We start from the raw sequence: 22679 nt of genomic DNA, 5'->3' as shown, positions 1-22679 counted from the left end.
TTTGAAGTTGTAGGCCCGGTAAGCGTAGCGCCACCGGGCGTTTTGTTTCAGCCACTTACATGGGAAATAGTTATGACGGAATATGGTGATTACTCTCCAAAAGAACAGCTTCAGCTGACGGTCTGCCAGCGCCTGATCGCAGAAAAGAGCTATCTCTCTCAGGAGGAGATACGCCGGGATTTGCAGGAGCGTGGTTTTGAGACCATCAGCCAGTCCACCGTTTCACGTCTGCTTAAATTGCTCGGCGTCATAAAAATTCGAAATGCCAAAGGGCTAAAGATTTATTCGCTGAATCCCCAGCTGCGCCCTGCCCCCGATGCCGCGCGTACCGTGTCCGAAATGGTGGTCAGCGTCGAGCACAATAGCGAGTTTATCCTTGTTCATACCGTCGCCGGATATGGCCGCGCGGTAGCGCGTATTCTGGATTATCACCAGCTCCCGGAAATTTTAGGCGTGGTGGCTGGCAGCAGTATCGTCTGGGTCGCGCCCCGGGTCGTGAAGCGCACCGCACTGGTGCATAAGCAAATTAATTATTTACTCAGAACGCATTAATATTCATAAAGAACCGTTTGCATTGAGTAAAGTGTGCATTAAATCGCTTGATCCGAAAAGCGAGCTGCGTATAATGCCCGACAATTTGCCGGGAGGAAGCATGGTCAAGCGTGTACGACATAACGTCTTACCGCGTCTGAAATCAGACGCTGGCCTGCCGTTTTTCTTCCCGTTGCTAAACCTATTCCCAGAGCCCCTCATTTGAGGGGCTTTTTTTTGCCCGGCGTCAGGAGATAAACATGAATCCGCTTTATCAAAAACACATCATTTCCATAAACGACCTCAGCCGCGAAGAGCTGGAACTGGTTCTGGAAACCGCGGCAAAACTGAAGGCCAATCCGCAACCGGAGCTGCTGAAGCACAAGGTGATTGCGAGCTGCTTCTTCGAAGCCTCGACCCGCACACGCCTCTCCTTTGAAACCTCCATGCACCGCCTGGGCGCGAGCGTGGTGGGCTTCTCGGACAGCAGCAACACGTCGCTGGGTAAAAAAGGCGAGACCCTGGCGGATACCATTTCAGTGATCAGCACCTACGTCGACGCGATTGTGATGCGTCATCCGCAGGAGGGCGCGGCGCGTCTGGCGACCGAATTTTCCGGCGGCATTCCGGTGCTGAACGCCGGTGACGGTGCCAACCAGCACCCGACGCAGACCCTGCTGGATCTGTTCACCATTCAGGAGACGCAGGGCAAGCTCGAGAACCTGAATATCGCCATGGTCGGCGACCTGAAGTATGGCCGCACCGTCCACTCCCTGACCCAGGCGCTGGCGAAATTTAACGGCAACCGCTTCTTCTTCATCGCGCCTGACGCGCTGGCGATGCCGCAGTACATTCTCGACATGCTGGATGAGAAAGGCATTCAGTGGAGCCTGCACGCCAGCATCGAAGAGGTGATGAGCCACGTGGATATTCTCTACATGACCCGCGTGCAGAAAGAGCGTCTGGATCCGTCCGAATACGCCAACGTGAAGGCACAGTTCGTGCTGCGCGCCAGCGACCTCGAGGGCGCGCGCGACAATATGAAGGTGCTGCATCCGCTGCCGCGCATCGATGAGATCACCACAGACGTGGACAAAACGCCGCACGCCTGGTACTTCCAGCAGGCCGGAAACGGCATCTTCGCCCGCCAGGCGTTACTGGCACTGGTTCTGAATCGCGAATTGGCACTGTAAGGGGAAACGACCATGACACACGATAACAAACTCCAGGTTGAAGCCATCAAGCGCGGCACCGTGATTGACCACATCCCTGCGCAGGTGGGCTTTAAGCTGCTGACGCTGTTCAAACTGACCGAAACCGACCAGCGCATCACCATCGGCCTGAACCTGCCGTCGGGCGAGATGGGCCGCAAAGACCTGATTAAAATCGAGAACACCTTCCTGACCGACGAGCAGGTCAACCAGCTGTCGCTGTACGCGCCGGACGCCACCGTCAACCGCATCGACGAGTATGAAGTGGTCGGCAAATCCCGCCCGAGCCTGCCGGATCGTATCGAAAGCGTGTTGGTCTGCCCGAACAGCAACTGCATCAGTCACGCTGAGCCGGTTTCTTCCAGCTTTGCAGTGAAAAAACGCGCCGATGACATCGCGCTCAAATGCAAATACTGCGAAAAAGAGTTTTCTCATTATGTGGTGCTGGCCAACTAATTGAGGTTGGTAATGAAATCCCGGCTGTTATAATGGCCGGGAACATTCTTAACGCTGTAATTCTGGAGAAAACATGAGCAAAGTACTCGCGACGGAAAATGCACCAGCGGCTATCGGTCCTTACGTTCAGGGCGTTGATCTGGGTAGCATGATCATCACTTCCGGGCAGATCCCGGTGAACCCAAAAACCGGCGCGGTGCCGGAAGACGTCGCGGCACAGGCGCGTCAGTCGCTGGAAAACGTGCAGGCTATCGTTGAATCTGCCGGACTGAAAGTAGGCGATATCGTGAAAACCACCGTTTTCGTGAAAGATCTGAACGATTTCGCGACCGTTAACGCCACTTACGAAGCGTTCTTCACCGAGCACAACGCCACCTTCCCGGCGCGCTCCTGCGTGGAAGTGGCCCGTCTGCCAAAAGACGTGAAAATTGAAATCGAAGCGATTGCCGTACGTCGCTAATTCGCTTTGGCGATAAAAAAGGCAGCCCGGGCTGCCTTTTTTGTTGCTTGCTACTGATTCCTCGTCGCCCTGAGCAGCGTCTCCAGCGGATAGACCGCCGCAATCACCACCTCGTCCTGAACCTTCGCCGCGTTATCCAGCTCGCTCTGAATAGAGGCTATCTCTTTATCATCCAGCGTGCCCTGGCGCGCCACCAGATCCGTCAGCCTCAGGCCAATGGAGGCCAGCTTATCCACCTCCTGGATCACCGGCTTCATCGCCTTCAGCTGATAGCTGTTTTCGCTTAACGCCAGCGCGTCGCTGGTGTTGCTCTGCCAGCGGTTAAAGACGTGGCGCAGCGCGTCGGCGCTTTCCGCGTCTTCCGCATCGCTCACCAGGCGGTCCGCCCATTTTCTCATCTGGCGCACGGTGGCGCTTTCGGCGTTCAGCGCATCGGCGAAGCGGTTGAGCGGTTCGAACTGATGATAATTTCCCGCCTGGAACTTCAGGTGCTGGCGGGTGTAATACTGCGCGGGCTCTACCGCCTGAGCGAGGATCTGCAGCGGCAGCGTGTCGGCATTACCGGCAAGGCGCGTGAACTGCACCTGCTGCTGGGTATGCTGCTGCAGCCCGACCGACACCGTCGACCAGCTGTCCATCGCCTGCAGGCGGGTGTACATGTTATCGATGTCGTTGACGTCCTGCGCGGACCACAGCCTCTCCGCCACCGCGAAGGTGCGCGGCCACAGGCGGATATCCAGCACCGGCGCCACCACGTTTTCCGCCCACAGCGCGGCTTCCCCGCCGAGCAGGTTGGCCTGATTCGCCACGTCTGGCACGACGGGCGGAATGCCTTTCGGCACCGCGTCCAGACGCGCGCCGCTGATTGGGTAACGCGTATTCCCCACCAGGAAATAGCCGGTGAGCTTGTCGTTATCGACGGAGACCACCGGGCGCGTCTCGCCCATCCACGTATCGACGGTGAAGGTCACCTGGCTGTCATCGCGCCATTCAATATCCTGCACCGCGCGGCGGGATTTCCCGGCAAAATCAATAAACCCGCGCCAGCCTGCGTCCCCTTTCACCAGCGTGAAGCTCCCCTCCACCGGCTTGCCCTTCAGGCGCGGCATGGAAAAGGCCCAGCTCTGGACGCTGTCGGTGTCAGCAATCACATCCACGCCGTTCAGCCCCTGCGGGACAATTTCGTTGCGGTAGTGATAGGCGGTGGACTGGGGCTGGTCGAGATAGAAACCGGTGGAGAGAATGCCCTTGTAGCCGTTCTGCGCCACCTGCCCCAGCGCGTCCTGCCCCTGCCAGGACTGGATCAGAATGCTTTTCGGCAGGTCGGGATGGTAGATCTCGTCCCAGCCGACCATCTGCCGGTGATGCTTCTCAAGGATCGTTTCCAGCCTGCGGTTGAAATACGCCTGCAGCGCGTGGCTGTCCGCCAGCCTGTTGTCGCGCATGAAATTCTGGATCGCGGCGTTCGCTTTCCACTGGCTGTCGTCGACCTCATCGCCGCCGATATGCAGATACGGATCGGGGAAGATCGCCGCCAGTTCGCTGACCATCGCGTCAGCAAATGCGTAGGTTGCCTCTTTGGTGGGATCTAACACCGGCTTCAGCACGCCCCAGTGGCGCTCCATGGCGTACGGCCCCGGGGCGCTCATCAGCTCCGGATAGGCTACGGCAATCGCCGAGGCGTGGCCCGGCATGTCGATCTCCGGCACCACGCGGATACCGCGTTCGGCGGCGTAACGCACCACCTCGCGCATCTGTTCCGGCGTGTAGAACAGCCCGTCGCTGGCAAGCTGCGTCAGCTTAGGGTAGCGCTTCGAGCTGAAGCGCCAGCCCTGATCGTCGGTCAGGTGCCAGTGCAGGACGTTGAGCTTCGCCGCGGCCATGCCGTCGATCTGGCGCTTGATATCCGGCAGCGGAATAAAGTGGCGCGCAGAGTCGAGCAGCAGCCCGCGCCACGGGAAGCGCGGCGAATCTTCAATGGTGACCCACGGCAGCGAGGTGTTTTCCGCCCCGTTCTGCATCAGCTGGAGCAGCGTTTCCATGGCGCGCAGCGCGCCGAAGCGGGTGTTGGCGGAGATATCGACGCCGCTGGCGTCCACCGTGAGCCTGTAGCTTTCATCGCTGTCCGGCAGCGGCTGCGGCTTGACCTTTTTGGCAACCGCGATGCGGATGGTCGGTTTGTCTGGCTTTTCAGCCTGCTGCTGCAGCGTCCAGCCGGTTTGCAGGGCCATGCGCTGGCGCAGGCGGTTGACGGCGTCACCGAGATCGTCCCCGCTGACGCTAATGGATACGTTGTTGCTGAGCACCAGCGCGCCCTGGGTCGTCGGGCGTTCAACCTTGGCAGGCCAGGGCATCAAAGGGAGATCACCTGCCGGGGCGGCAAAGGCTGAGGCGCCGAGCATCAGCCCGGCGGTTAAGAGACTGTACCGTAACATGAATGTTCCTTATCTGACGGGCCAAATAAAGGCAAAACATTCTGTTAACATGCGCTCAATTTGTCGTCAAGCGAATGCGCCGACGGAGATCACAGGTTGTTGAATTTGGGAGGAAAGCTATTGCCCGGTGGCGCTGCGCTTACCGGGCCTACGTTTCGGGAGTAGGCCGGGTAAGGCGAAGCCACCACCCGGCAAACATAACTTACTGCCACCCGTACCGACGCGCATAGAATCCTTTCACCATCTGCGTCAGCACCATGTAGCCCGCGAGGATAGCCACCAGCCACGGGAAGTAGCTCAGCGGCAGCGCCTGCAGCTGCAGGTAGCCTGCCAGCGGGGAGAACGGCAGCGCGATACCGAGCGCCATCACAATCCCCGTCATCACAATCAGCGGCCACGCGGCGCGGCTCTGGATGAACGGAATGCGGCGGGTACGGATCATATGCACAATCAGGGTCTGCGACAGCAGGCCTACCACGAACCAGCCGGACTGGAACAGCGTCTGGTGTTCCGGGGTGTTGGCATGGAACACAAACCACATCAGGCAGAAGGTCAGGATGTCAAAGATGGAGCTGATCGGCCCAAAGAACAGCATAAAGCGCCCCAGATCCGCCGGGTTCCAGTGCTGCGGCTTTTGGATCTGCTCGTCGTCTACGTTATCAAACGGGATCGCCACCTGAGACACGTCGTACATCAGGTTCTGGATCAGCAGATGCAGCGGCAGCATCGGCAGGAATGGCAGAAACGCGCTCGCAACCAGCACGCTGAAGACGTTACCGAAGTTGGAGCTGGCGGTCATTTTGATGTACTTGAGCATATTGGCGAAGGTGCGGCGACCTTCGATGACGCCCTCCTCCAGCACCATCAGGCTCTTTTCCAGCAGGATAATATCCGCCGCTTCGCGGGCGATATCCACCGCGCCGTCCACGGAGATACCGATATCCGCCGCACGCAGCGCGGGCGCGTCGTTGATGCCGTCGCCCATAAAGCCCACCACGTGCCCTTCGCGCTTAAGCAGGGTGACGATGCGCTCTTTGTGCATCGGCGTCAGGCGGGCAAACAGCGTGGTACGCTGAGCAAGCTTCGCCAGTTCGTCGTCAGAGAGGTGCTCAATGTCGCTCCCCACCACCACGTCGCCCGCGTCCAGCCCCACTTCATGGCACACTTTAGCCGCCACCAGCTCGCTGTCACCGGTGAGAATTTTGACGGTAATACCGCTCGCCTTCAGCGCCTTCAGCGCCGGGGCGGTGGTCTCTTTCGGCGGATCGAGGAAGGCGATGTAACCCTCGAGGATCAGATCGGATTCGTCGATACGCTGATAGTCACCCTCGCGCGCGGGCAGGAACTTGCTCGCGACCGCCACCACGCGCAGCCCCTGACGGTTCAGGTTGTCGGTGACGCGCCTGATGCGGCGCAGCATGGTGTCGTCCAGCGGCACGATGTCGCCGTTATAGCGAACCTGCGTCGACACGTTGAGGATCTCCTGCAGCGCGCCTTTGCAGATCAGCTGGTGCACGTCCGTCTGCTCGCTCACCACCACCGACATGCGGCGGCGCTCAAAGTCGAACGGGATCTCATCCACCTTCTGCCAGCGGCCGGAGAGCGTGCGGGCGGACTCTTCATCCACCCCTTCCAGCACCGCGACGTCGAGCAGGTTTTTCAGCCCGGTCTGGTAATGGCTGTTCAGCCACGCGCTGTGCAGGACGCGCTCGCTGGTTTTGCCGGAGATATCGGTGTGGTTCTCCAGCACGATTTTGTCCTGCGTCAGGGTGCCGGTTTTATCGGTGCAGAGGATGTCCATCGCGCCAAAGTTCTGGATGGCGTCGAGGTGTTTGACGATCACTTTCTGTTTAGAGAGCTTCACCGCCCCGCGCGCCAGCGTGGAGGTGACGATCATCGGCAGCATTTCCGGCGTCAGGCCTACGGCTACGGAGAGCGCGAACAGCGCCGCTTCCCACCAGTCGCCTTTGGTGTAGCCGTTGATCAGCAGCACGATCGGCGTCATCACCATCATAAAGCGGATCAGCAGCATGCTGACGCGGCCAATCCCTTTCTGGAAGGCGTTCGGCTCGCTCTCCTGCTCGCTGACGCGCCCGGCAAGCTGTCCAAACCAGGTGTTGCCCCCGGTGGCGGTGACAATCGCCTGCGCGGTGCCGCTGACCACCGTGGTGCCCATAAAGCATAGGGTATCGCACTCGAGCGGGTTCATCTGCTGCGGGTCGCGGCTGCGCGCCACCTTTTCAACGGGCAGGGATTCCCCGGTCAGGGAAGCCTGGGCGACGAACAGATCGCGCGCCTGGATGATGCGTAAATCCGCCGGGATCATGTCCCCCGCAGCCAGCTTCACCAGATCGCCCGGCACCAGCTGGTCGATAGGCAGCTCCACCCAGGCGTTTTCGCCGAGATCGTTAATCACGCGCGAGACGGTCGCGGTGTTGCTGACCATCGCCTTCAGGGCGTCCGCCGCTTTGGTGGAGCGGGCCTCCTGAATAAAGTTCAGCAGCGTGGAGATACCCACCATCAGAGCGATCACCCCTGCGGCAAACAGATCTTCCGTCGCGTAAGAGATAAGGCCGAGCACGGTCAGCAACAGGTTGAAAGGGTTGCGGTAGCAGAGCCACAGGTGCACCCACCACGGAGACGGCTTTTGCGCCGGGATCTGGTTATCGCCGTGCACGGCGCGGATTTTTTCCACTTCGGCCGCGTTTAGCCCTTCCGGGTGTCCGCCGAACGCGCGCCAGACTTCGTTTTCATCCATCGCCGCCACGTTCAGGCAGCGTTCGGTCAGGGATGCGGGGATCGCCGCCCCCGCCATGTTTTTGGCGTTTGGCAGCGGGTCGCGCTGAACAAGACGGTGTGGCAGGTGGCGGCTCAGCAGGACCTGCAGCTGCCGGGTGATATTTTTAAACATAGTCATTCCTCCGCATCCGCGAATGCGGACGCAGCAATTCCTTCAGGCGTGGCAAGGCCGTACCTGAGAGGCACTTAATTTTTCAAGCAGGAACGTTTAAGACGTTGCTGCCTCACGCCGGTGAGACAGCAAAAGCTGGCTTACCGGAAAGAACGCATTCTCCCGTTCAGGAGAGGTGTGGGATCGGGATCCATGAAGCCTCCGGTAAGTAAAAAACAGGGTGTCGCCGCGCAGTACAGGGATTTAGGCATACCCTTTATGACGATTCGGGCGGTATTATACCCCCCTGCAAATAAACCGAACGTAAACCAGACTTTGCCCATAGCGAAATCGCGCTATAGCATTAGGCTCAATTCACTACATCGTCGTTGTTACAGGGAATACAGCATGCAGAACCGCCTTACGATTAAAGACATCGCGCGTTTAAGCGGCGTGGGGAAATCGACCGTCTCACGCGTGCTGAACAACGAAAGCGGCGTCAGCGAACGCACCCGCGAGCGCGTTGAGGCGGTCATGAATCAGCACGGTTTTTCCCCTTCCCGCTCGGCGCGCGCCATGCGCGGGCAGAGTGACAAAGTCGTCGCCATTATTGTCTCGCGTCTGGACTCTCTGTCTGAAAATCTCGCCGTGCAGACCATGCTGCCCGCCTTCTACGAGCAGGGGTATGATCCGATCATGATGGAGAGCCAGTTCTCTGTGCAGCTGGTTGAAGAGCATCTGGGTATGCTCCAGCGGCGCAACATTGATGGCGTGGTGCTGTTCGGTTTTACCGGCATTAAGGACGAGATGCTGAAACCCTGGCAGCCTTCGCTGGTTCTGCTGGCGCGCGATGCCCACGGTTTTGCCTCCGTCTGCTACGACGACGAGGGCGCGATTATCACCCTGATGCAGCGCCTGTTTGACGAAGGCCATCGCCACATCAGCTTCCTCGGCGTCCCGCACGCGGACGTCACCACCGGCAAGCGCCGTCATGAGGCCTACCTGGGCTTTTGCAAAAAGCACAACCTCTCCGCCGTGGCCTCCCTGCCGGGGCTGGGCATGAAGCAGGGCTACGAGCAGGTCGCCAGCGTCCTGACGCCGCAGACCACGGCGCTGGTGTGCGCCACGGATACCCTGGCGCTGGGTGCGAGCAAATATCTGCAGGAGCAGCGCATCGATAACCTGCAGGTGGCGAGCGTCGGCAGCACGCCGCTGATGAAGTTCCTGCACCCGGAGATCATCACCGTCGATCCGGGCTACGCCGAGTCCGGCAGACAGGCCGCCGCGCAGCTGATCGAGCAGATCAACGGGCGCGCTGACCCGCGTCAGATCGTCATTCCCGCTCACCTTTCGTAACCCCTCTAAAACAGATTATTGTGATCTTCGCCCGATTTCGGGAACGTTCCCATTTTCGCCGTCACGCTGAAGGAGTAGGCTTGCGCTCAGGTCATTACACCCCCTCACCATCTGTCATGAGGTTTCATGATGAGTAAAGTTAAACAAGCAGATATTGATCAGTTGATTGTCCTGGTCGGCGGCCGCGAGAACATCGCCACCGTCAGCCATTGCATCACCCGCCTGCGCTTCGTGCTGAACGATCCGGCCAAAGCCAACCCGAAGGCCATTGAAGAACTTTCCATGGTTAAAGGCTGCTTCACCAACGCCGGGCAGTTCCAGGTCGTTATTGGTACCGAAGTGGGCGATTACTATCAGGCTCTGCTGGCGACAACCGGGCACTCCTCCGCCGATAAAGAGCAGGCGAAGAAGGCCGCGCGCCAGAACATGAAGTGGCACGAGCAGCTGATTTCCCACTTCGCGGAAATTTTCTTCCCGCTGCTGCCCGCGCTGATCAGCGGGGGCTTAATCTTAGGCTTCCGTAACGTCATCGGCGATGTGCCAATGAGCGACGGCAAAACCCTGGCGCAGATGTATCCGGCGCTGAAAACCGTTTACGATTTTCTGTGGCTGATTGGCGAAGCCATCTTCTTCTATCTGCCGGTAGGGATTTGCTGGTCCGCGGTGCGCAAAATGGGCGGCACCCCGATTCTCGGTATCGTGCTGGGCGTCACGCTGGTCTCTCCACAGTTAATGAACGCTTACTTACTTGGTCAGCAGGTGCCTGAGGTGTGGAACTTCGGCCTGTTTACCATCGCTAAAGTGGGCTATCAGGCGCAGGTTATTCCGGCATTACTGGCCGGTCTGGCACTGGGCTTTATTGAAACGCGCCTGAAACGCATCGTGCCGGATTACCTCTATCTGGTGGTGGTGCCGGTCTGCTCGCTGATCCTGGCGGTGTTCCTGGCGCACGCCTTTATCGGTCCGTTTGGCCGCATGATCGGCGACGGCGTGGCCTTCGCGGTCCGTCACCTGATGACCGGCAGCTTCGCGCCGATTGGGGCCGCGCTATTTGGCTTCCTGTACGCCCCGCTGGTGATCACCGGCGTGCACCAGACCACGCTGGCTATCGACATGCAGATGATTCAAAGCCTCGGCGGCACGCCGGTCTGGCCGATTATCGCTCTGTCTAACATTGCGCAGGCGTCGGCGGTCACCGGCATCATCATCGTCAGCCGCAAGCACAACGAGCGTGAGATCTCCGTTCCGGCGGCCATCTCTGCCTACCTCGGCGTCACCGAACCGGCGATGTACGGTATCAACCTGAAATACCGCTTCCCGATGCTCTGCGCGATGATCGGTTCCGGTCTGGCGGGCCTGGTGTGCGGTCTGAACGGCGTGATGGCGAACGGGATTGGCGTCGGCGGCCTGCCGGGCATCCTCTCCATCCAGCCCGCTTACTGGCAGGTGTTTGCGCTGGCGATGGCCATCGCGATAATCGTCCCAATGGCGCTCACCACCGTGGTTTACCAGCGCAAGTTCCGTCAGGGCTCGCTGCAGATTGTTTAATTCTCTCTTTCGGGGCGCAGTTGCGCCCCTTCGCATTTGCAGGAACGCACTATGAATACTCTCCCTCAATGGTGGCAGAACGGCGTCATCTATCAGATTTACCCAAAGAGTTTCCAGGACACCACCGGCAGCGGCACCGGCGATCTGCGCGGCGTGACGCAGCGTCTGGACTACCTGAAAACCCTCGGCATCGACGCCATCTGGCTGACGCCGTTTTATATCTCCCCGCAGGTGGATAACGGCTACGACGTCGCGAATTACACCGCCATCGACCCGGCTTACGGCACGCTGGATGATTTCGACGAGCTGGTTGCCCGGGCGCACGAGCGCGGCATCCGCATCGTGCTGGATATGGTGTTTAACCACACCTCCACGCAGCACGCCTGGTTCCGCGAGTCGCTGAACAAAGCCAGCCCGTACCGCCAGTTCTACATCTGGCGCGACGGCACGCCGGAGCAGCTGCCCAACAACTGGCGCTCCAAGTTTGGCGGCAACGCCTGGCGCTGGCACGCCGAGAGCGAGCAGTACTATCTGCACCTGTTCGCCCCGGAGCAGGCGGATCTCAACTGGGAAAACCCGGCGGTGCGCGCCGAGCTGAAAAAGGTGTGCGAGTTCTGGGCCGATCGCGGCGTGGACGGCCTGCGTCTGGACGTGATTAATCTGATTTCAAAAGATCAGGATTTCCCGGACGACAATATCGGCGACGGCCGCCGCTTCTACACCGACGGGCCGCGCGTTCACGAATATTTGCAGGAGATGAGCCGCGACGTCTTCACCCCGCGCAACCTGATGACGGTGGGCGAGATGTCCTCGACCTCGCTGGAGAACTGCCAGCAGTACGCGTCGCTCGACGGAAGCGAGCTGTCGATGACCTTTAACTTCCATCATCTGAAGGTGGACTACCCCGGCGGCGAAAAGTGGACGAAGGCGAAGCCGGACTTCGTGGCGCTAAAAACCCTCTTCCGCCACTGGCAGCAGGGGATGCACAACAGGGCCTGGAACGCGCTGTTCTGGTGTAACCACGATCAGCCGCGCATCGTGTCGCGCTTTGGTGACGAAGGAGAATACCGCGTACAGGCCGCGAAGATGCTCGGCATGGTGCTGCACGGCATGCAGGGCACGCCGTATATCTACCAGGGCGAAGAGCTGGGGATGACCAACCCGCACTTCAGCCGCATTACCGACTATCGCGACGTGGAGAGCCTGAACATGTTCGCCGAACTGCGCGCCAACGGCCGCGAGCCCGAGGAATTGCTGGCGATTCTGGCGAGTAAGTCCCGCGATAACGGGCGAACCCCAATGCAGTGGGACGCGTCGCACCATGCGGGCTTTACAGAGGGCGAGCCGTGGATTGGCGTCTGCGATAACTACGAGACGGTGAACGCCCGCGCGGCGCTCGACGACCCGGATTCGGTGTTCTACACCTACCGGTCGCTGATTAGCCTGCGTAAAACCCTGCCGGTGCTGACGTGGGGGGATTATGAGGATCTCCTGCCGGAGCATCCTTCTCTTTGGTGCTACCGTCGTCAGTGGCAGGGGCAGACGCTGATAGTGGCGGCAAACCTGAGTCCTACGCCTCAGGAATGGCAGACAGACGCTCTCAGCGGTCAGCCGCAGGTCCTGATGAGTAACTATCCGACACCGCAAACGACGTCGCTGCGTCCGTTTGAAGCCGTCTGGTGGTTGCAGCAGTAACGTTCCCTGCCGGGTGCCGCCCAGCACCCGGCTTATTTTACTGTTTTTGTTGAATAATTAATCAGATTTTTCTCGCACGCCTTTACAATCGCTGAAGCGCCCGCCGTTTGTACTCTCGTCTTTTTACTTTGTTCTGCATCAAATAAATCGCAAACATGTTTGATGCAAATCACTATATGTAGCACTTAAAATGCACGCCGACCCAACATCTTGTATTTATCGTCTACTATTCCAACAACAAGACGGCGCTTACGCTGGCCGGAATTGTGGATAACACGAGCTGGGAACGCGGGAAGTCTTTGGCCCGGCGGGGAATACGCCCGGCGACGACTTCTCCACCTCTGTGGATAACCTGTTTTCAAAAAAATGGAGTGATCATGACACCGCATGTGATGAAACGTGATGGCTGTAAAGTGCCGTTTAAATCAGAGCGCATCCAGGAAGCCATTCTGCGTGCAGCTAAAGCAGCGGGAGTCGATGACGCAGATTACTGCGCCACCGTCGCAGAAGTCGTTAGCAGCCAGATGAACGAACGCAGCCAGGTCGATATCAGTGAGATCCAGACCGCGGTTGAGAACCAGCTGATGGCGGGACCTTACAAGCAGCTGGCGCGCGCCTACATTGAGTACCGTCACGATCGTGACGTGCAGCGTGAGAAGCGCGGTCGTCTGAACCAGGAAATCCGTGGCCTGGTGGAGCAGACCAACTCCGCCCTGCTCAATGAAAACGCCAATAAAGACAGCAAAGTGATCCCGACCCAGCGCGACCTGCTGGCCGGTATCGTCGCCAAACACTATGCCCGTCAGCATCTGCTGCCACGCGACGTGGTGTCGGCGCACGAGCGCGGAGAGATCCACTACCACGACCTCGACTATTCGCCGTTCTTCCCGATGTTCAACTGCATGCTGATCGACCTGAAAGGCATGCTGACCCACGGTTTTAAAATGGGTAACGCCGAGATCGAACCGCCAAAATCCATCTCCACGGCCACCGCCGTCACCGCGCAGATTATCGCTCAGGTTGCCAGCCACATTTATGGCGGCACCACCATTAACCGCATTGATGAAGTGCTGGCCCCATTCGTGACGGCAAGTTTCAACAAGCATCGTAAAACGGCAGAAGAGTGGCAGATCCCGGACGCTGACGGCTACGCGCACTCCCGCACCGAGAAAGAGTGCTACGACGCCTTCCAGTCGCTGGAATATGAAGTGAACACGCTGCACACCGCCAACGGCCAAACGCCGTTTGTAACCTTCGGGTTTGGTCTGGGCACCAGCTGGGAATCACGCCTGATTCAGCAGTCCATCCTGCGCAACCGCATTTCCGGCCTCGGCAAGAACCGCAAAACGGCGGTGTTCCCGAAACTGGTGTTTGCCATTCGCGACGGCCTGAACCACAAGTTTGGCGATCCGAACTACGACATCAAACAGCTGGCGCTGGAGTGTGCGAGCAAGCGCATGTATCCGGACATCCTGAACTACGATCAGGTCGTCAAAGTGACCGGTTCGTTTAAAACGCCTATGGGCTGCCGCAGCTTCCTCGGTGTTTACGAAGATGAAAACGGCGAGCAGATCCACGACGGGCGTAACAACCTGGGCGTCATCAGCCTGAACCTGCCGCGCATCGCTCTGGAGGCGAAAGGCAATGAAGCTGAATTCTGGACGCTGCTGGACGAGCGCCTGCAGCTGGCGCGTAAGGCGCTGATGACCCGCATCGCGCGCCTTGAAGGGGTCAAAGCCCGCGTCGCGCCGATCCTCTATATGGAAGGGGCCTGCGGCGTGCGCCTGAAGGCGGACGATGACGTGTCGGAGATCTTCAAAAACGGTCGCGCGTCCATTTCGCTGGGCTATATCGGTATTCACGAGACCATCAACGCCCTGGCGGGCGATACGCATATGTACGACAGCGAGGCCCTGCGCGAAAAAGGCATTGCCATCGTTCAGCGCCTGCGCGACGCGGTTGACCAGTGGAAAGAGGAAACCGGCTACGGGTTTAGCCTCTACAGCACGCCGAGCGAGAACCTGTGCGACCGCTTCTGCCGTCTGGACACCGCCGAGTTCGGGATTGTGGAAGGCGTGACCGACAAAGGGTATTACACCAACAGCTTCCACCTCGACGTGGAGAAAAAGGTGAACCCGTACGACAAGATCGACTTCGAAGCGGCCTATCCGCCGATCGCCAGCGGCGGATTCATCTGCTACGGCGAGTACCCGAACATTCAGCACAACCTGAAGGCGCTGGAAGACGTGTGGGATTACAGCTATCAGCACGTGCCGTATTACGGGACCAACACGCCAATCGACGAGTGCTACGAGTGCGGCTTTACCGGTGAGTTCGAGTGTACGAGCAAAGGCTTCACCTGCCCGAAATGCGGCAACCACGACGCGGCCCGCGTCTCCGTGACCCGTCGCGTGTGCGGCTATCTCGGCAGCCCGGACGCGCGTCCGTTTAACGCCGGCAAACAGGAAGAGGTGAAGCGCCGCGTGAAGCATTTGGGGAATGGGCAGATCGGGTAAGTTCTGCTCAGGGTTCTCCCCCTCACCCTACCCCTCTCCCTCAAGGGAGAGGGAACCGATCGAGCACATTGTTATTCCGGCCGTCTGTTTTCGCCCTCTCCCTAAGGGAGAAGGAACCAATCGAGCATATTGTTATTCCGGCCGCCGGTTTTCGCCCTCTCCCTAAGGGAGAAGGAACCGATCGAGCACATTGTTATTCCGGCCACCGGTTTTTGCCCTCTCCCCAAGGCAGAGGGAACCGATCGAGCACATTGTTATGTCGGTCGCCGGTTTTCTCCCTCTCCCCGTGGGAGAGGGTCGGGGTGAGGGCATCAGCGCGCACAAATTCTCTGGACATTTTCTATGCGATATCATCAATACTACCCCGTCGACATCGTCAACGGCCCCGGCACCCGCTGCACCCTGTTTGTTTCAGGCTGCGTCCACGAATGCCCCGGCTGCTACAACAAAAGCACATGGCGTCTGAACTCCGGCATGCCGTTCACCGCCGAAATGGAAGACCGGATCGTCAACGACCTGAACGACACGCGCATCAAACGCCAGGGGATTTCGCTCTCCGGCGGCGATCCGCTGCACCCGCAAAACGTGCCGGATATCCTGAAGCTGGTGAAACGCATTCGGGCCGAGTGTTCGGGAAAAGATATCTGGGTCTGGACGGGCTACAGGCTGGAAGAGCTGAACGCGCAGCAAATGGAAGTGGTGGATCTGATTAACGTCCTGGTCGACGGCAAGTTCGTGCAGGATTTAAAAGACCCGGCGCTGATCTGGCGCGGCAGCAGCAACCAGGTTGTGCATCATCTGCGGTGAGCGTTAGAGCCGTTTGTTTGCATCATGATAAACGGCTGCTTTCTCTCGCTTACCGATAGCGATAACAAATACCGTTACAACGTTGTCCTGAACCTGATAGACCAAACGATAACCCTGCGATCTGAGTTTGATTTTGTAGCAATCCGGCAGACCATGCAGGCGGGCCGATTCGACCCTTGGGTTCACCAACACGTCCGCAAGTTTCTTCTTAAACTGGTCTTTTACAGGCTCCCCCAGCTTGCTCCACTCCTTTAACGCCCTCGGATCAAATGCCAGTTCATAAGTCATCCAGACTAACCTTAATTCCCTTTTGCGGATTAGCCAGTCGCTCCCGGACCGTCTGTATCAGCGCATCTTCGCTGTCGCTAATGGTGACCGTTTTCACGGGCATGCGTCCCGTCTCCGCGACGTACTGAAACAGTAATCGCACGGCTTCCGTTGGGGTGATATTAAGTTTTTCCAGCACGGCATAAGCCTCGTTTTTGAGTTTGTCATCCAGACGGACGTTCAGCGTGGCCATTATGCCTCCGGTAAAATCGAATGTGTAATGCAGTTTAGCATTACATTCGCATTACATCGAATTCTGGATAACGCCTCTCAAAACCGACTCAAACTCTCCATCGCCACCGCCTTAAACTCGGCAAAATCTCCGCAGCTACAGAGCCGCGACATCGCCCGTTCACGCAGGAAAGTGACGAAGATATCGTAAATCGCCATCGCCTCTTCGTATTCGCTTTTGCTGATGGCGAGCAGGAAGATGACGTGCGCGGTTTCGTCGCCCCACTGGACGCCGTGCGGGGCGAGCACGGTATAGACTACCGTTTTCTGCGCCAGCAGGCCGAGGGAGTGCGGGAGCGCAATACCGTCGCCGAGCATGGTGCTGACGATGGCTTCACGCTCGACGACGGAATCCAGGAACTCCGCGCCGACAAACCCCTCGCCTTCAAGCTGCGCGCACAGTTCCCGGAACAGCGTTTGCTGGTCAACGGGCTTGTCGAGAATGCGGAAATGGGCCGCGTCGAAGTATTTATCCAGCATCCACGGGCGGGTGCGGTCCACCAGCACCAGCTTGCCGATCTGCTCTAACTGATAGTCGGTCGGGAACGGGGCGATCGTCACCACCGGTTTCGACTTTTCGCTGACGCGGGCGGTGGCGATCACAAAGTCTTCGCCAATCGTTTCCGCCAGCTCGTATTCGCGCAGGGTGAGCGTGCGCGTGACCTCAATTTGCGGGTACTTGCGCTGCAGCACCGCTTCAATCATGCGGACCATGGCATTCCCGGCGTCGCACACCAGCAGCACGCGCGGCTGGCGCTGGTAGCCGATGTTGTAGTGGCGCTCCAGCCCGACGCCGATATGCAGCACCAGGAAACCAATCTCGTTTTCGCTGATCACATACGGCGTGTATTTGCCCCAGCTCGACACCGCCGCGAGGGTCATATCCCACGCCATCGGGTAGTGCTGCTTGATGTTATCCAGCAGCGGATTGGGGATCATGATTTGATACCGCACGCGGGTGATCATGGTTTTGATATGCGTGAGCAGGTCCGCGTGCAGCTGCGCGTCACTGAGCAGGTTGTAGTTATAGTGGGTGTTGATGTAGCGCAGGATGTAGTTGACCAGCGCTTCGTCGTCATCCGCGTTAATGGCGCTCGGGGCAATCTCCTGGATCTGCCGCGCCGCAATGTGCACGCACAGCCAGCTTTCCTCCGAAGGTGAAAGCGCTTTGCCCGCCAGCTGCTGGATAGTGACGGCGATATCCTTCGCCGCCTCGCGCACGTTCTCTTCCACGTCTTCGGCGTGGAATTCCGGCAGCGGATAGCCCTCGCTGATGCGCCGCACCGACACCGCGCAGTACAGGCGCAGGAACAGCTCGCCTTCGTCGGTCAGACGGATGTGATGACGCGTCAGCGCCTCGTGCAGCACGGGCACCATCTGCTCCGCCACGCCTGCATTCAGCGCCACGTCGGTCACCAGCGGGTTCAGGCTGTCCTGCTGCGCCAGCTCCCAGAGCAGATCGGTCAGGCAGGCGCGGGTCGACATCTCGCTGCCAAACAGCTTCATGCCGTGGCGCGGACGCGTTTCCAGCGTCAGGTTATAGCGGTGGAACCACTCGCGGACTTCCGCCATGTCGCTTTGCAGCGTGGCGCGGCTGACGAACCACTCGTCCGCCAGATCCTCGAGCTTAAGAGAAAATGCCGAGGTGAGAAAACGCACTACCAGATAATGCACGCGCTCCGGCCCGGTCCGGGGAATACGCAGCGCGCGCGGGTGGGATGCCTGCAGCTGCTGGTAGCGCTGGGCATCATCAATTTTGAGCTGATAGCCGTTGCCCCGGCTCAATATAAACTGCGCGCCGTGGCCTGCCAGCAGCGCGTTCAGGGCGGTGATATCGGCACGGACGGTTCGCGTGGAGACCGACAGCCGCTGCGCCAGCTCGTCCTGCGGCAGCGTCTCGTTTTGCAACAGATCGAACAGTTGCGCTAAACGTTGGTTCGGAAATCGCACGGGTTTGTCCTCTTACGGCTTAAGGTGAAATGACCATCTGGGATGGGCTGCCGACCGGTGTGTAGTCCGGTTCGAAGCTGAGCTTGCCGTCCTGACCGACGCGGAAACGGGTAATGTTGTCGCTGCGCTGGTTCATGACGTACAGCCAGCGTCCCTGCTTATCAAGCGTCAGGGTGCGCGGGTAGTCGCCGCGCGTCCACACGTCGTCCTGATGCGTCAGCGTGCCCTCCGCTGTTACGGTAAAGTGCCCGATGCTGTTATGCAAACGGTTAGCCACATACAGCTGTTTACCGTCGGCGCTTAATGCGAGCCCGGCAGCAAAGCTGGTGCCTTTGTAACCTTCCGGCAGTGCGGAAAGCGTTTTGCCCTCTTTTAAGGTGCCGTTGGCGCTCACGGTATAATGGGTGAGCGTAGACGCCTCTTCGTTAATCAGCCACAGGGCATCGCCTTTTGGCGTAAAGACAAAGTGGCGCGGCCCGGCGCCTTTTGAGGAGGCGCTGATAAACGGCGGATCGTTCGGCGTCAGCTTCCCTGTTCGATCGTCAAAACGGTACTGGTAGAGGCGATCCAGCCCAAGATCGGTGGAAAATACGTATTTCCCGCTGGGATCGGCGGCGATCATGTGCGCGTGGGGGCCGTTATGATCGCTGATGGCAAAGCTGCCTTCCGCTGCCGCTTCCGGCTTCGCCGCGCCCGGTTCGCCTTGATCCTGATGGGTGTCCGTGGCCTCACCCAGGCTGCCGTCTGCGTTGACGGGCAGCACTGCGATCGATCCGCTGACGTAGTTCGCCACCAGCAGATGCTTGCCGTTCGGCGTCAGGGAAAGATACACCGGCCCCGCACCGCCGGAGGCCACCTGATTCAGCTCGCTCAGCGCGCCGTTATCCCCCACCCGCAGCGCCTGCACCACGCCCTGCTCCACTTCGCTTGCCAGATAGAGCGTTTTGCCGTCGCGTGAGACGGCCAGCTGCGCGGCGTTCGGCAGCTTGCTCACCAGCGTTTTATTCGCCAGCGCGCCGCTTTGCGGGTCAACGGTAAAGCGGTACAGCCCTTCGCCGTTGGGGTTGTAGGTGCCCACCCAGGCGTACTGCGTCTGGGCGATAGCGGCGGTGGCGAACATTGAGAGTGAAGCAACAAGCAGGGTACGGGTGTGCATGGTGGCTCCTTCAGGTGTGTGCGGTTTGTTTTCCCTCACCCCGGCCCTCTCCCAAAGGGAGAGGGGGTAAAGTTTCCCTCTCCCAAAGGGAGAGGGTTAGGGTGAGGGCAGATACTACTTCACCAGCTTCTTCGTCATAGCAAGCAGCGTACGCACGTCTTCCGGGCGCGTGTCGCCGCTGGCTTTGTCGATAATCGAGCTGTAGATATGCGGGATGATTTTGCTCACGCCCGCGTCGAGGGCGATCTGCAGGATCTCCTCATAGTTTTCCAGATCGATACCTCCGGTCGGCTCCAGCCAGAAGTCGTGACGGGCGCAGGCTTCCGCCACCGCTTTGTACTCGTCGCGGCACTTCAGGCCGCCCATCGGGAAGTATTTGATGGAGCTGCCGCCGAAATCCTTTAGCAGGGCAATCGCGGTTTCAACCGGTACGATGCCGTCAGGCGCGTTGCTGCTCAGCGGGCCGGTGGAGATTTTGACCATCCCGACGGTGCCGGTCGGGGAGACCAGGCCGTTGACCACGGACTCATTCTGCCCCAGCAGCGCGCGGCTGGTGGCCACGCCGGTAAACACCTGGTTAACGTGCTGCGGCTGCACCTGACGGGAAATCTCGCTCACCATCGCCGACTGGTTCGGATCCCCGGCGCCGAGGCCGACGGAGAGCGCGTTATCAATCAGCGCGGCGTATTCACGCATATCGGCAACGGCGCTCGCCACGTCCGGGTAATTTTTTGAGAGCACGCCCACCAGCACGTGACCTTCCGCCGCCTCGTAAATGGCGCTGGCGTTGGCCTTTGAGCCTGCCAGCACGTTCAGGCAGACGCGGTCACGGTAAAAGTTGGGGGTCAGTTTCATGCTTTATTCTCCTGTCCTAACACTTCGCTAATGCGGCGGTACACGATGTTCAGCTGGTCAGCATTCACGCTGCGCACGTCCGCTTCGATAATCCCTTCGTTGGCCTTGTAGCCACGGAAGTAAATGGCGTACTCCCCCTGCTTGAGCTTCGCCACCAGATCGCCCGTGCCGACGCCCGTTGCGGCTTCGTCGAACTTAATCTCGGTGCGAGCGATATCGCGACCGGCGCTGTCCCAGACCACGCGTGCGGTCACGCCGTTCAGGGTGTTGAGCGCCTCGATAAACGGCGTCATCTTCGCCACCATCTCGGCCCCGCTCTCTTTGGTCGCCGTCAGGTAGTGTTCGATGGCGCAGGTCAGGCCGAGGATCCCCTCTTTACCCACCTTCATCGCGCGGCCAATGCCCGCGGTCTGACGCTTCACCCACTCAACGTACTGGGTTTTGCCGATCACCAGACCGCTGGTTGGGCCTTCGATCGCCTTCGCGCCGCTGTAGATCACCAGATCGGCACCGGAACGGTAGTACGCGTGCAGATCTTCTTCCGCCGCCGCATCGACGATCAGCGGGAGATCGTGCTTGCGCGCCACAACCGCCGCCTGCTCTACGCTGAGCATGCTTTTCTGCACGCAGTGGTGCGATTTGATGTAGAGGATCGCCGCGGTGCGCGGAGTGATCGCCGCCGCCAGCTGATCGGCGGAGCATTCGTTGGCGTAGCCCGCCTCCACCAGCCTGCCGCCGCCCAGCGCCACCATGGTGCCCACCGGCGCGCCAAAGTTCACGTTGTGGCCTTTCGGCAGGACGATTTCGTTGTTCTCAATCGGGGTCACGTGCAGATTTTCCAGCAGCCAGTCGCTGTCTTTTACCAGCACCGCCGCCACGGACTGGGCAATGCCCGCCGACGCGCAGGAGACCACCGTCGCGCCTTCCACATCCAGCAGCTTCGCGATGTATTCCCCGGTTTTGTTGACCAGATCCTTCATCTCGAAATAGTGATTCATGCCGTCCATCGCCGCCTGCACCACTTCCGGACGCGGCGTGGAGACGCCCAGCGCCGTCATGCGGCCAGAGGTGTTGATCACCTGCTTTAAGTTGTACTTCTCATAAATCGAAGGCATGTTCCGTGCTCCCTTGTTCGGTCATATAGCCCTTGCCCGCGCGGATCGCGGCAAGCGGCACCAGAATGTGTTCAGCCTGCAGGCTGTCGTTTTCGGCATCCGTCAGCACCGTCGGCTGGCGCTTAAGCGTAAACAGCGTCAGGTCGGCGTCGAGACCCGGCTGAATGCGGCCCTTACGCGCCAGGCGCAGGCCGTCGGCGGCGTTCGCGGTCACGCAGTCAATCACCTGCGGCAGCGACATGCCGATGGCGAGAAACTTCGACATCACGCTTGCCAGCGAGCCGACCGGGCCGTTGATGCGGTTGCGGCAGTAGATATCCGAGCTGATGGTGTGCGGCAGAATGCCCATCGCGATGGCGCGTTTCGCCACTTCGAAGCTGAAGCTCGCCGTACCGTGCCCGACGTCCAGGCGCACGCCGCGCTTCAGGGCGGAGGTGATGGAGGCGCGCAGCTCGCCGGAGGGCGTCAGAATGCGGTTGGGTTTGCCGTTGTAGCAGTGGGTGATAATGTCCCCGGAGCTCAGCAGCTCGGCGATTTCGTCGAGGTTCGGCGGATTGTTGCCAATGTGCACCATCAGCGGCAGGTCGCCGTTCTCTTTCTGAATGGCTTTCGCCCGCTCCAGCGGCGTGATGCCGTTTTCACCGACCACGCTGCTGCTCATGCGCGCCTTCAGGCCGACGATAAAATCAGGGTGGCGCTTCACCGCCTGCTTCACCGCATCGGCGTCAATATTCGCCATGTTGGCCAGCTCGTTCTGGGCAATCAGCCCCACGCGGGAGATGTTCAGCAGGGCAAACACCTCGGTAGAGGCCCTGCGGGTGATGTCATAGAAATCGTCCACGTCGTCGGCGCCGGTGCTGCCCGCGTCCACCACGGAGGTGACGCCGGTGGCAATGCCCACGCTGTCCGGCTCGTCGTGGTAAATCGGGGAGTTCGGGTAGCAGTGAACGTGGGAGTCAATCCAGCCTGCGCTGACGAACACGTCGCCGTTCAGCTCAACCGTTTTATGCGCGGGAGCGTCAATCTCGCCCAGCGCCGCGATCTTCCCGTCATGAATGGCGATATCGGTCAGGGTATCGTCGGCAAGGCGCGCACGGCGCAGGAGTAAATCAAACATGAGGATCTCCTGATAAGGCGGGC

At 59.5% G+C, this 22679-nt stretch carries 19 protein-coding genes and 1 pseudogene; 10 read left to right on the top strand and 10 right to left on the bottom strand.

Features of this window, described 5'->3' with window-relative positions; translation table 11 throughout:
• Window positions 1–72 precede the first annotated feature (72 nt).
• Complete coding sequence (locus P346_RS02070; protein ID WP_023334317.1) at window positions 73–552, top strand: arginine repressor; 480 nt, start codon at window positions 73–75, stop codon at window positions 550–552.
• A gap of 3 nt (window positions 553–555) precedes the next feature.
• On the opposite strand, the pseudogene P346_RS23355 reads toward P346_RS02070, so the two are convergent.
• Window positions 556–673, bottom strand: a pseudogene (locus tag P346_RS23355) (hypothetical protein).
• Here P346_RS23355 and P346_RS22795 point away from each other — a divergent pair.
• From P346_RS22795 to ridA, 4 genes are all read left to right on the top strand, one after another.
• On the top strand, window positions 653–757 hold the full coding sequence (locus P346_RS22795) for a pyrBI operon leader peptide (RefSeq protein ID WP_022646880.1): 105 nt from the start codon (window positions 653–655) through the stop codon (window positions 755–757). The pseudogene P346_RS23355 and the gene P346_RS22795 sit on opposite strands and share 21 nt — an antisense overlap.
• A 34-nt stretch (window positions 758–791) precedes the next feature.
• Window positions 792–1724, top strand: coding sequence for an aspartate carbamoyltransferase (gene pyrB, locus P346_RS02075; RefSeq protein WP_023310198.1), 933 nt, complete (start codon window positions 792–794; stop codon window positions 1722–1724).
• A gap of 12 nt (window positions 1725–1736) precedes the next feature.
• On the top strand, window positions 1737–2198 hold the full coding sequence (gene pyrI, locus P346_RS02080) for an aspartate carbamoyltransferase regulatory subunit (RefSeq protein WP_023310197.1): 462 nt from the start codon (window positions 1737–1739) through the stop codon (window positions 2196–2198).
• Between the two features lie 73 nt (window positions 2199–2271).
• On the top strand, window positions 2272–2658 hold the full coding sequence (gene ridA, locus P346_RS02085; protein WP_008501391.1) for a 2-iminobutanoate/2-iminopropanoate deaminase: 387 nt from the start codon (window positions 2272–2274) through the stop codon (window positions 2656–2658).
• 50 nt (window positions 2659–2708) lie between these two features.
• Here ridA and P346_RS02090 read toward each other — a convergent pair whose 3' ends face one another.
• Together P346_RS02090 and mgtA are read right to left on the bottom strand one after the other, a co-directional pair.
• The gene (locus tag P346_RS02090) at window positions 2709–5093 is read right to left on the bottom strand and encodes a beta-N-acetylhexosaminidase (RefSeq protein ID WP_032662484.1); all 2385 of its coding nucleotides are present in this window, start codon (window positions 5091–5093) and stop codon (window positions 2709–2711) included.
• A 202-nt stretch (window positions 5094–5295) separates the two neighbouring features.
• On the bottom strand, window positions 5296–8004 hold the full coding sequence (gene mgtA / locus P346_RS02095; protein ID WP_032662482.1) for a magnesium-translocating P-type ATPase: 2709 nt from the start codon (window positions 8002–8004) through the stop codon (window positions 5296–5298).
• A gap of 387 nt (window positions 8005–8391) precedes the next feature.
• On the opposite strand from mgtA, the gene treR reads away from it, so the two are divergent.
• The 5 genes from treR (at window position 8392) to nrdG (ending at window position 15905) form a co-directional block, all read left to right on the top strand.
• The gene (gene treR, locus P346_RS02100) at window positions 8392–9339 is read left to right on the top strand and encodes a trehalose operon repressor TreR (RefSeq protein WP_032662480.1); all 948 of its coding nucleotides are present in this window, start codon (window positions 8392–8394) and stop codon (window positions 9337–9339) included.
• 129 nt (window positions 9340–9468) lie between these two features.
• Window positions 9469–10887 carry a PTS trehalose transporter subunit IIBC gene (gene treB / locus P346_RS02105; protein WP_023310193.1) on the top strand — a complete coding sequence of 473 codons (1419 nt, stop codon included), beginning with the start codon at window positions 9469–9471 and terminating at the stop codon, window positions 10885–10887.
• A gap of 51 nt (window positions 10888–10938) precedes the next feature.
• Window positions 10939–12582: an alpha,alpha-phosphotrehalase gene (treC, locus tag P346_RS02110; RefSeq protein ID WP_032662479.1), complete on the top strand. Its 1644-nt coding sequence runs from the start codon at window positions 10939–10941 to the stop codon at window positions 12580–12582.
• A gap of 377 nt (window positions 12583–12959) precedes the next feature.
• On the top strand, window positions 12960–15098 hold the full coding sequence (gene nrdD, locus P346_RS02115; RefSeq protein WP_032662478.1) for an anaerobic ribonucleoside-triphosphate reductase: 2139 nt from the start codon (window positions 12960–12962) through the stop codon (window positions 15096–15098).
• Window positions 15099–15440: 342 nt separating this feature from the next.
• Entirely contained in the window at window positions 15441–15905 is a 465-nt protein-coding gene (gene nrdG / locus P346_RS02120; protein ID WP_032662476.1) for an anaerobic ribonucleoside-triphosphate reductase-activating protein, read from the top strand.
• A 3-nt stretch (window positions 15906–15908) separates the two neighbouring features.
• Here the strand turns inward: nrdG and P346_RS02125 are convergent, their stop codons facing one another.
• The 7 genes from P346_RS02125 to P346_RS02155 all read right to left on the bottom strand — a co-directional run bounded on the left by P346_RS02125 (window position 15909) and on the right by P346_RS02155 (window position 22656).
• Window positions 15909–16193 carry a type II toxin-antitoxin system RelE family toxin gene (locus tag P346_RS02125; RefSeq protein ID WP_032662475.1) on the bottom strand — a complete coding sequence of 95 codons (285 nt, stop codon included), beginning with the start codon at window positions 16191–16193 and terminating at the stop codon, window positions 15909–15911.
• Window positions 16183–16425, bottom strand: a complete 243-nt coding sequence (locus tag P346_RS02130; protein ID WP_008501400.1) for a type II toxin-antitoxin system RelB/DinJ family antitoxin — start codon at window positions 16423–16425, stop codon at window positions 16183–16185. Before P346_RS02130 ends, P346_RS02125 begins: the two co-directional genes overlap by 11 nt.
• Before the next feature lie 77 nt (window positions 16426–16502).
• On the bottom strand, window positions 16503–18413 hold the full coding sequence (locus tag P346_RS02135) for a BglG family transcription antiterminator (protein ID WP_032662473.1): 1911 nt from the start codon (window positions 18411–18413) through the stop codon (window positions 16503–16505).
• Between the two features lie 19 nt (window positions 18414–18432).
• Entirely contained in the window at window positions 18433–19569 is a 1137-nt protein-coding gene (locus P346_RS02140) for a lactonase family protein (RefSeq protein WP_032662472.1), read from the bottom strand.
• Window positions 19570–19683: 114 nt separating this feature from the next.
• Window positions 19684–20424: a 2-dehydro-3-deoxy-phosphogluconate aldolase gene (dagF, locus tag P346_RS02145; protein ID WP_029739262.1), complete on the bottom strand. Its 741-nt coding sequence runs from the start codon at window positions 20422–20424 to the stop codon at window positions 19684–19686.
• Window positions 20421–21539, bottom strand: a complete 1119-nt coding sequence (locus tag P346_RS02150; protein WP_032662471.1) for a DgaE family pyridoxal phosphate-dependent ammonia lyase — start codon at window positions 21537–21539, stop codon at window positions 20421–20423. Before P346_RS02150 ends, dagF begins: the two co-directional genes overlap by 4 nt.
• Window positions 21523–22656, bottom strand: a complete 1134-nt coding sequence (locus P346_RS02155; RefSeq protein WP_032662470.1) for an amidohydrolase/deacetylase family metallohydrolase — start codon at window positions 22654–22656, stop codon at window positions 21523–21525. Before P346_RS02155 ends, P346_RS02150 begins: the two co-directional genes overlap by 17 nt.
• Window positions 22657–22679 lie beyond the last annotated feature (23 nt).

This window comes from Enterobacter sp. DC1 (genome assembly GCF_000568075.1).
Classification (GTDB): Bacteria; Pseudomonadota; Gammaproteobacteria; order Enterobacterales; family Enterobacteriaceae; genus Enterobacter; species Enterobacter asburiae.
This window is presented reverse-complemented; position numbering and strand designations above follow the sequence as displayed.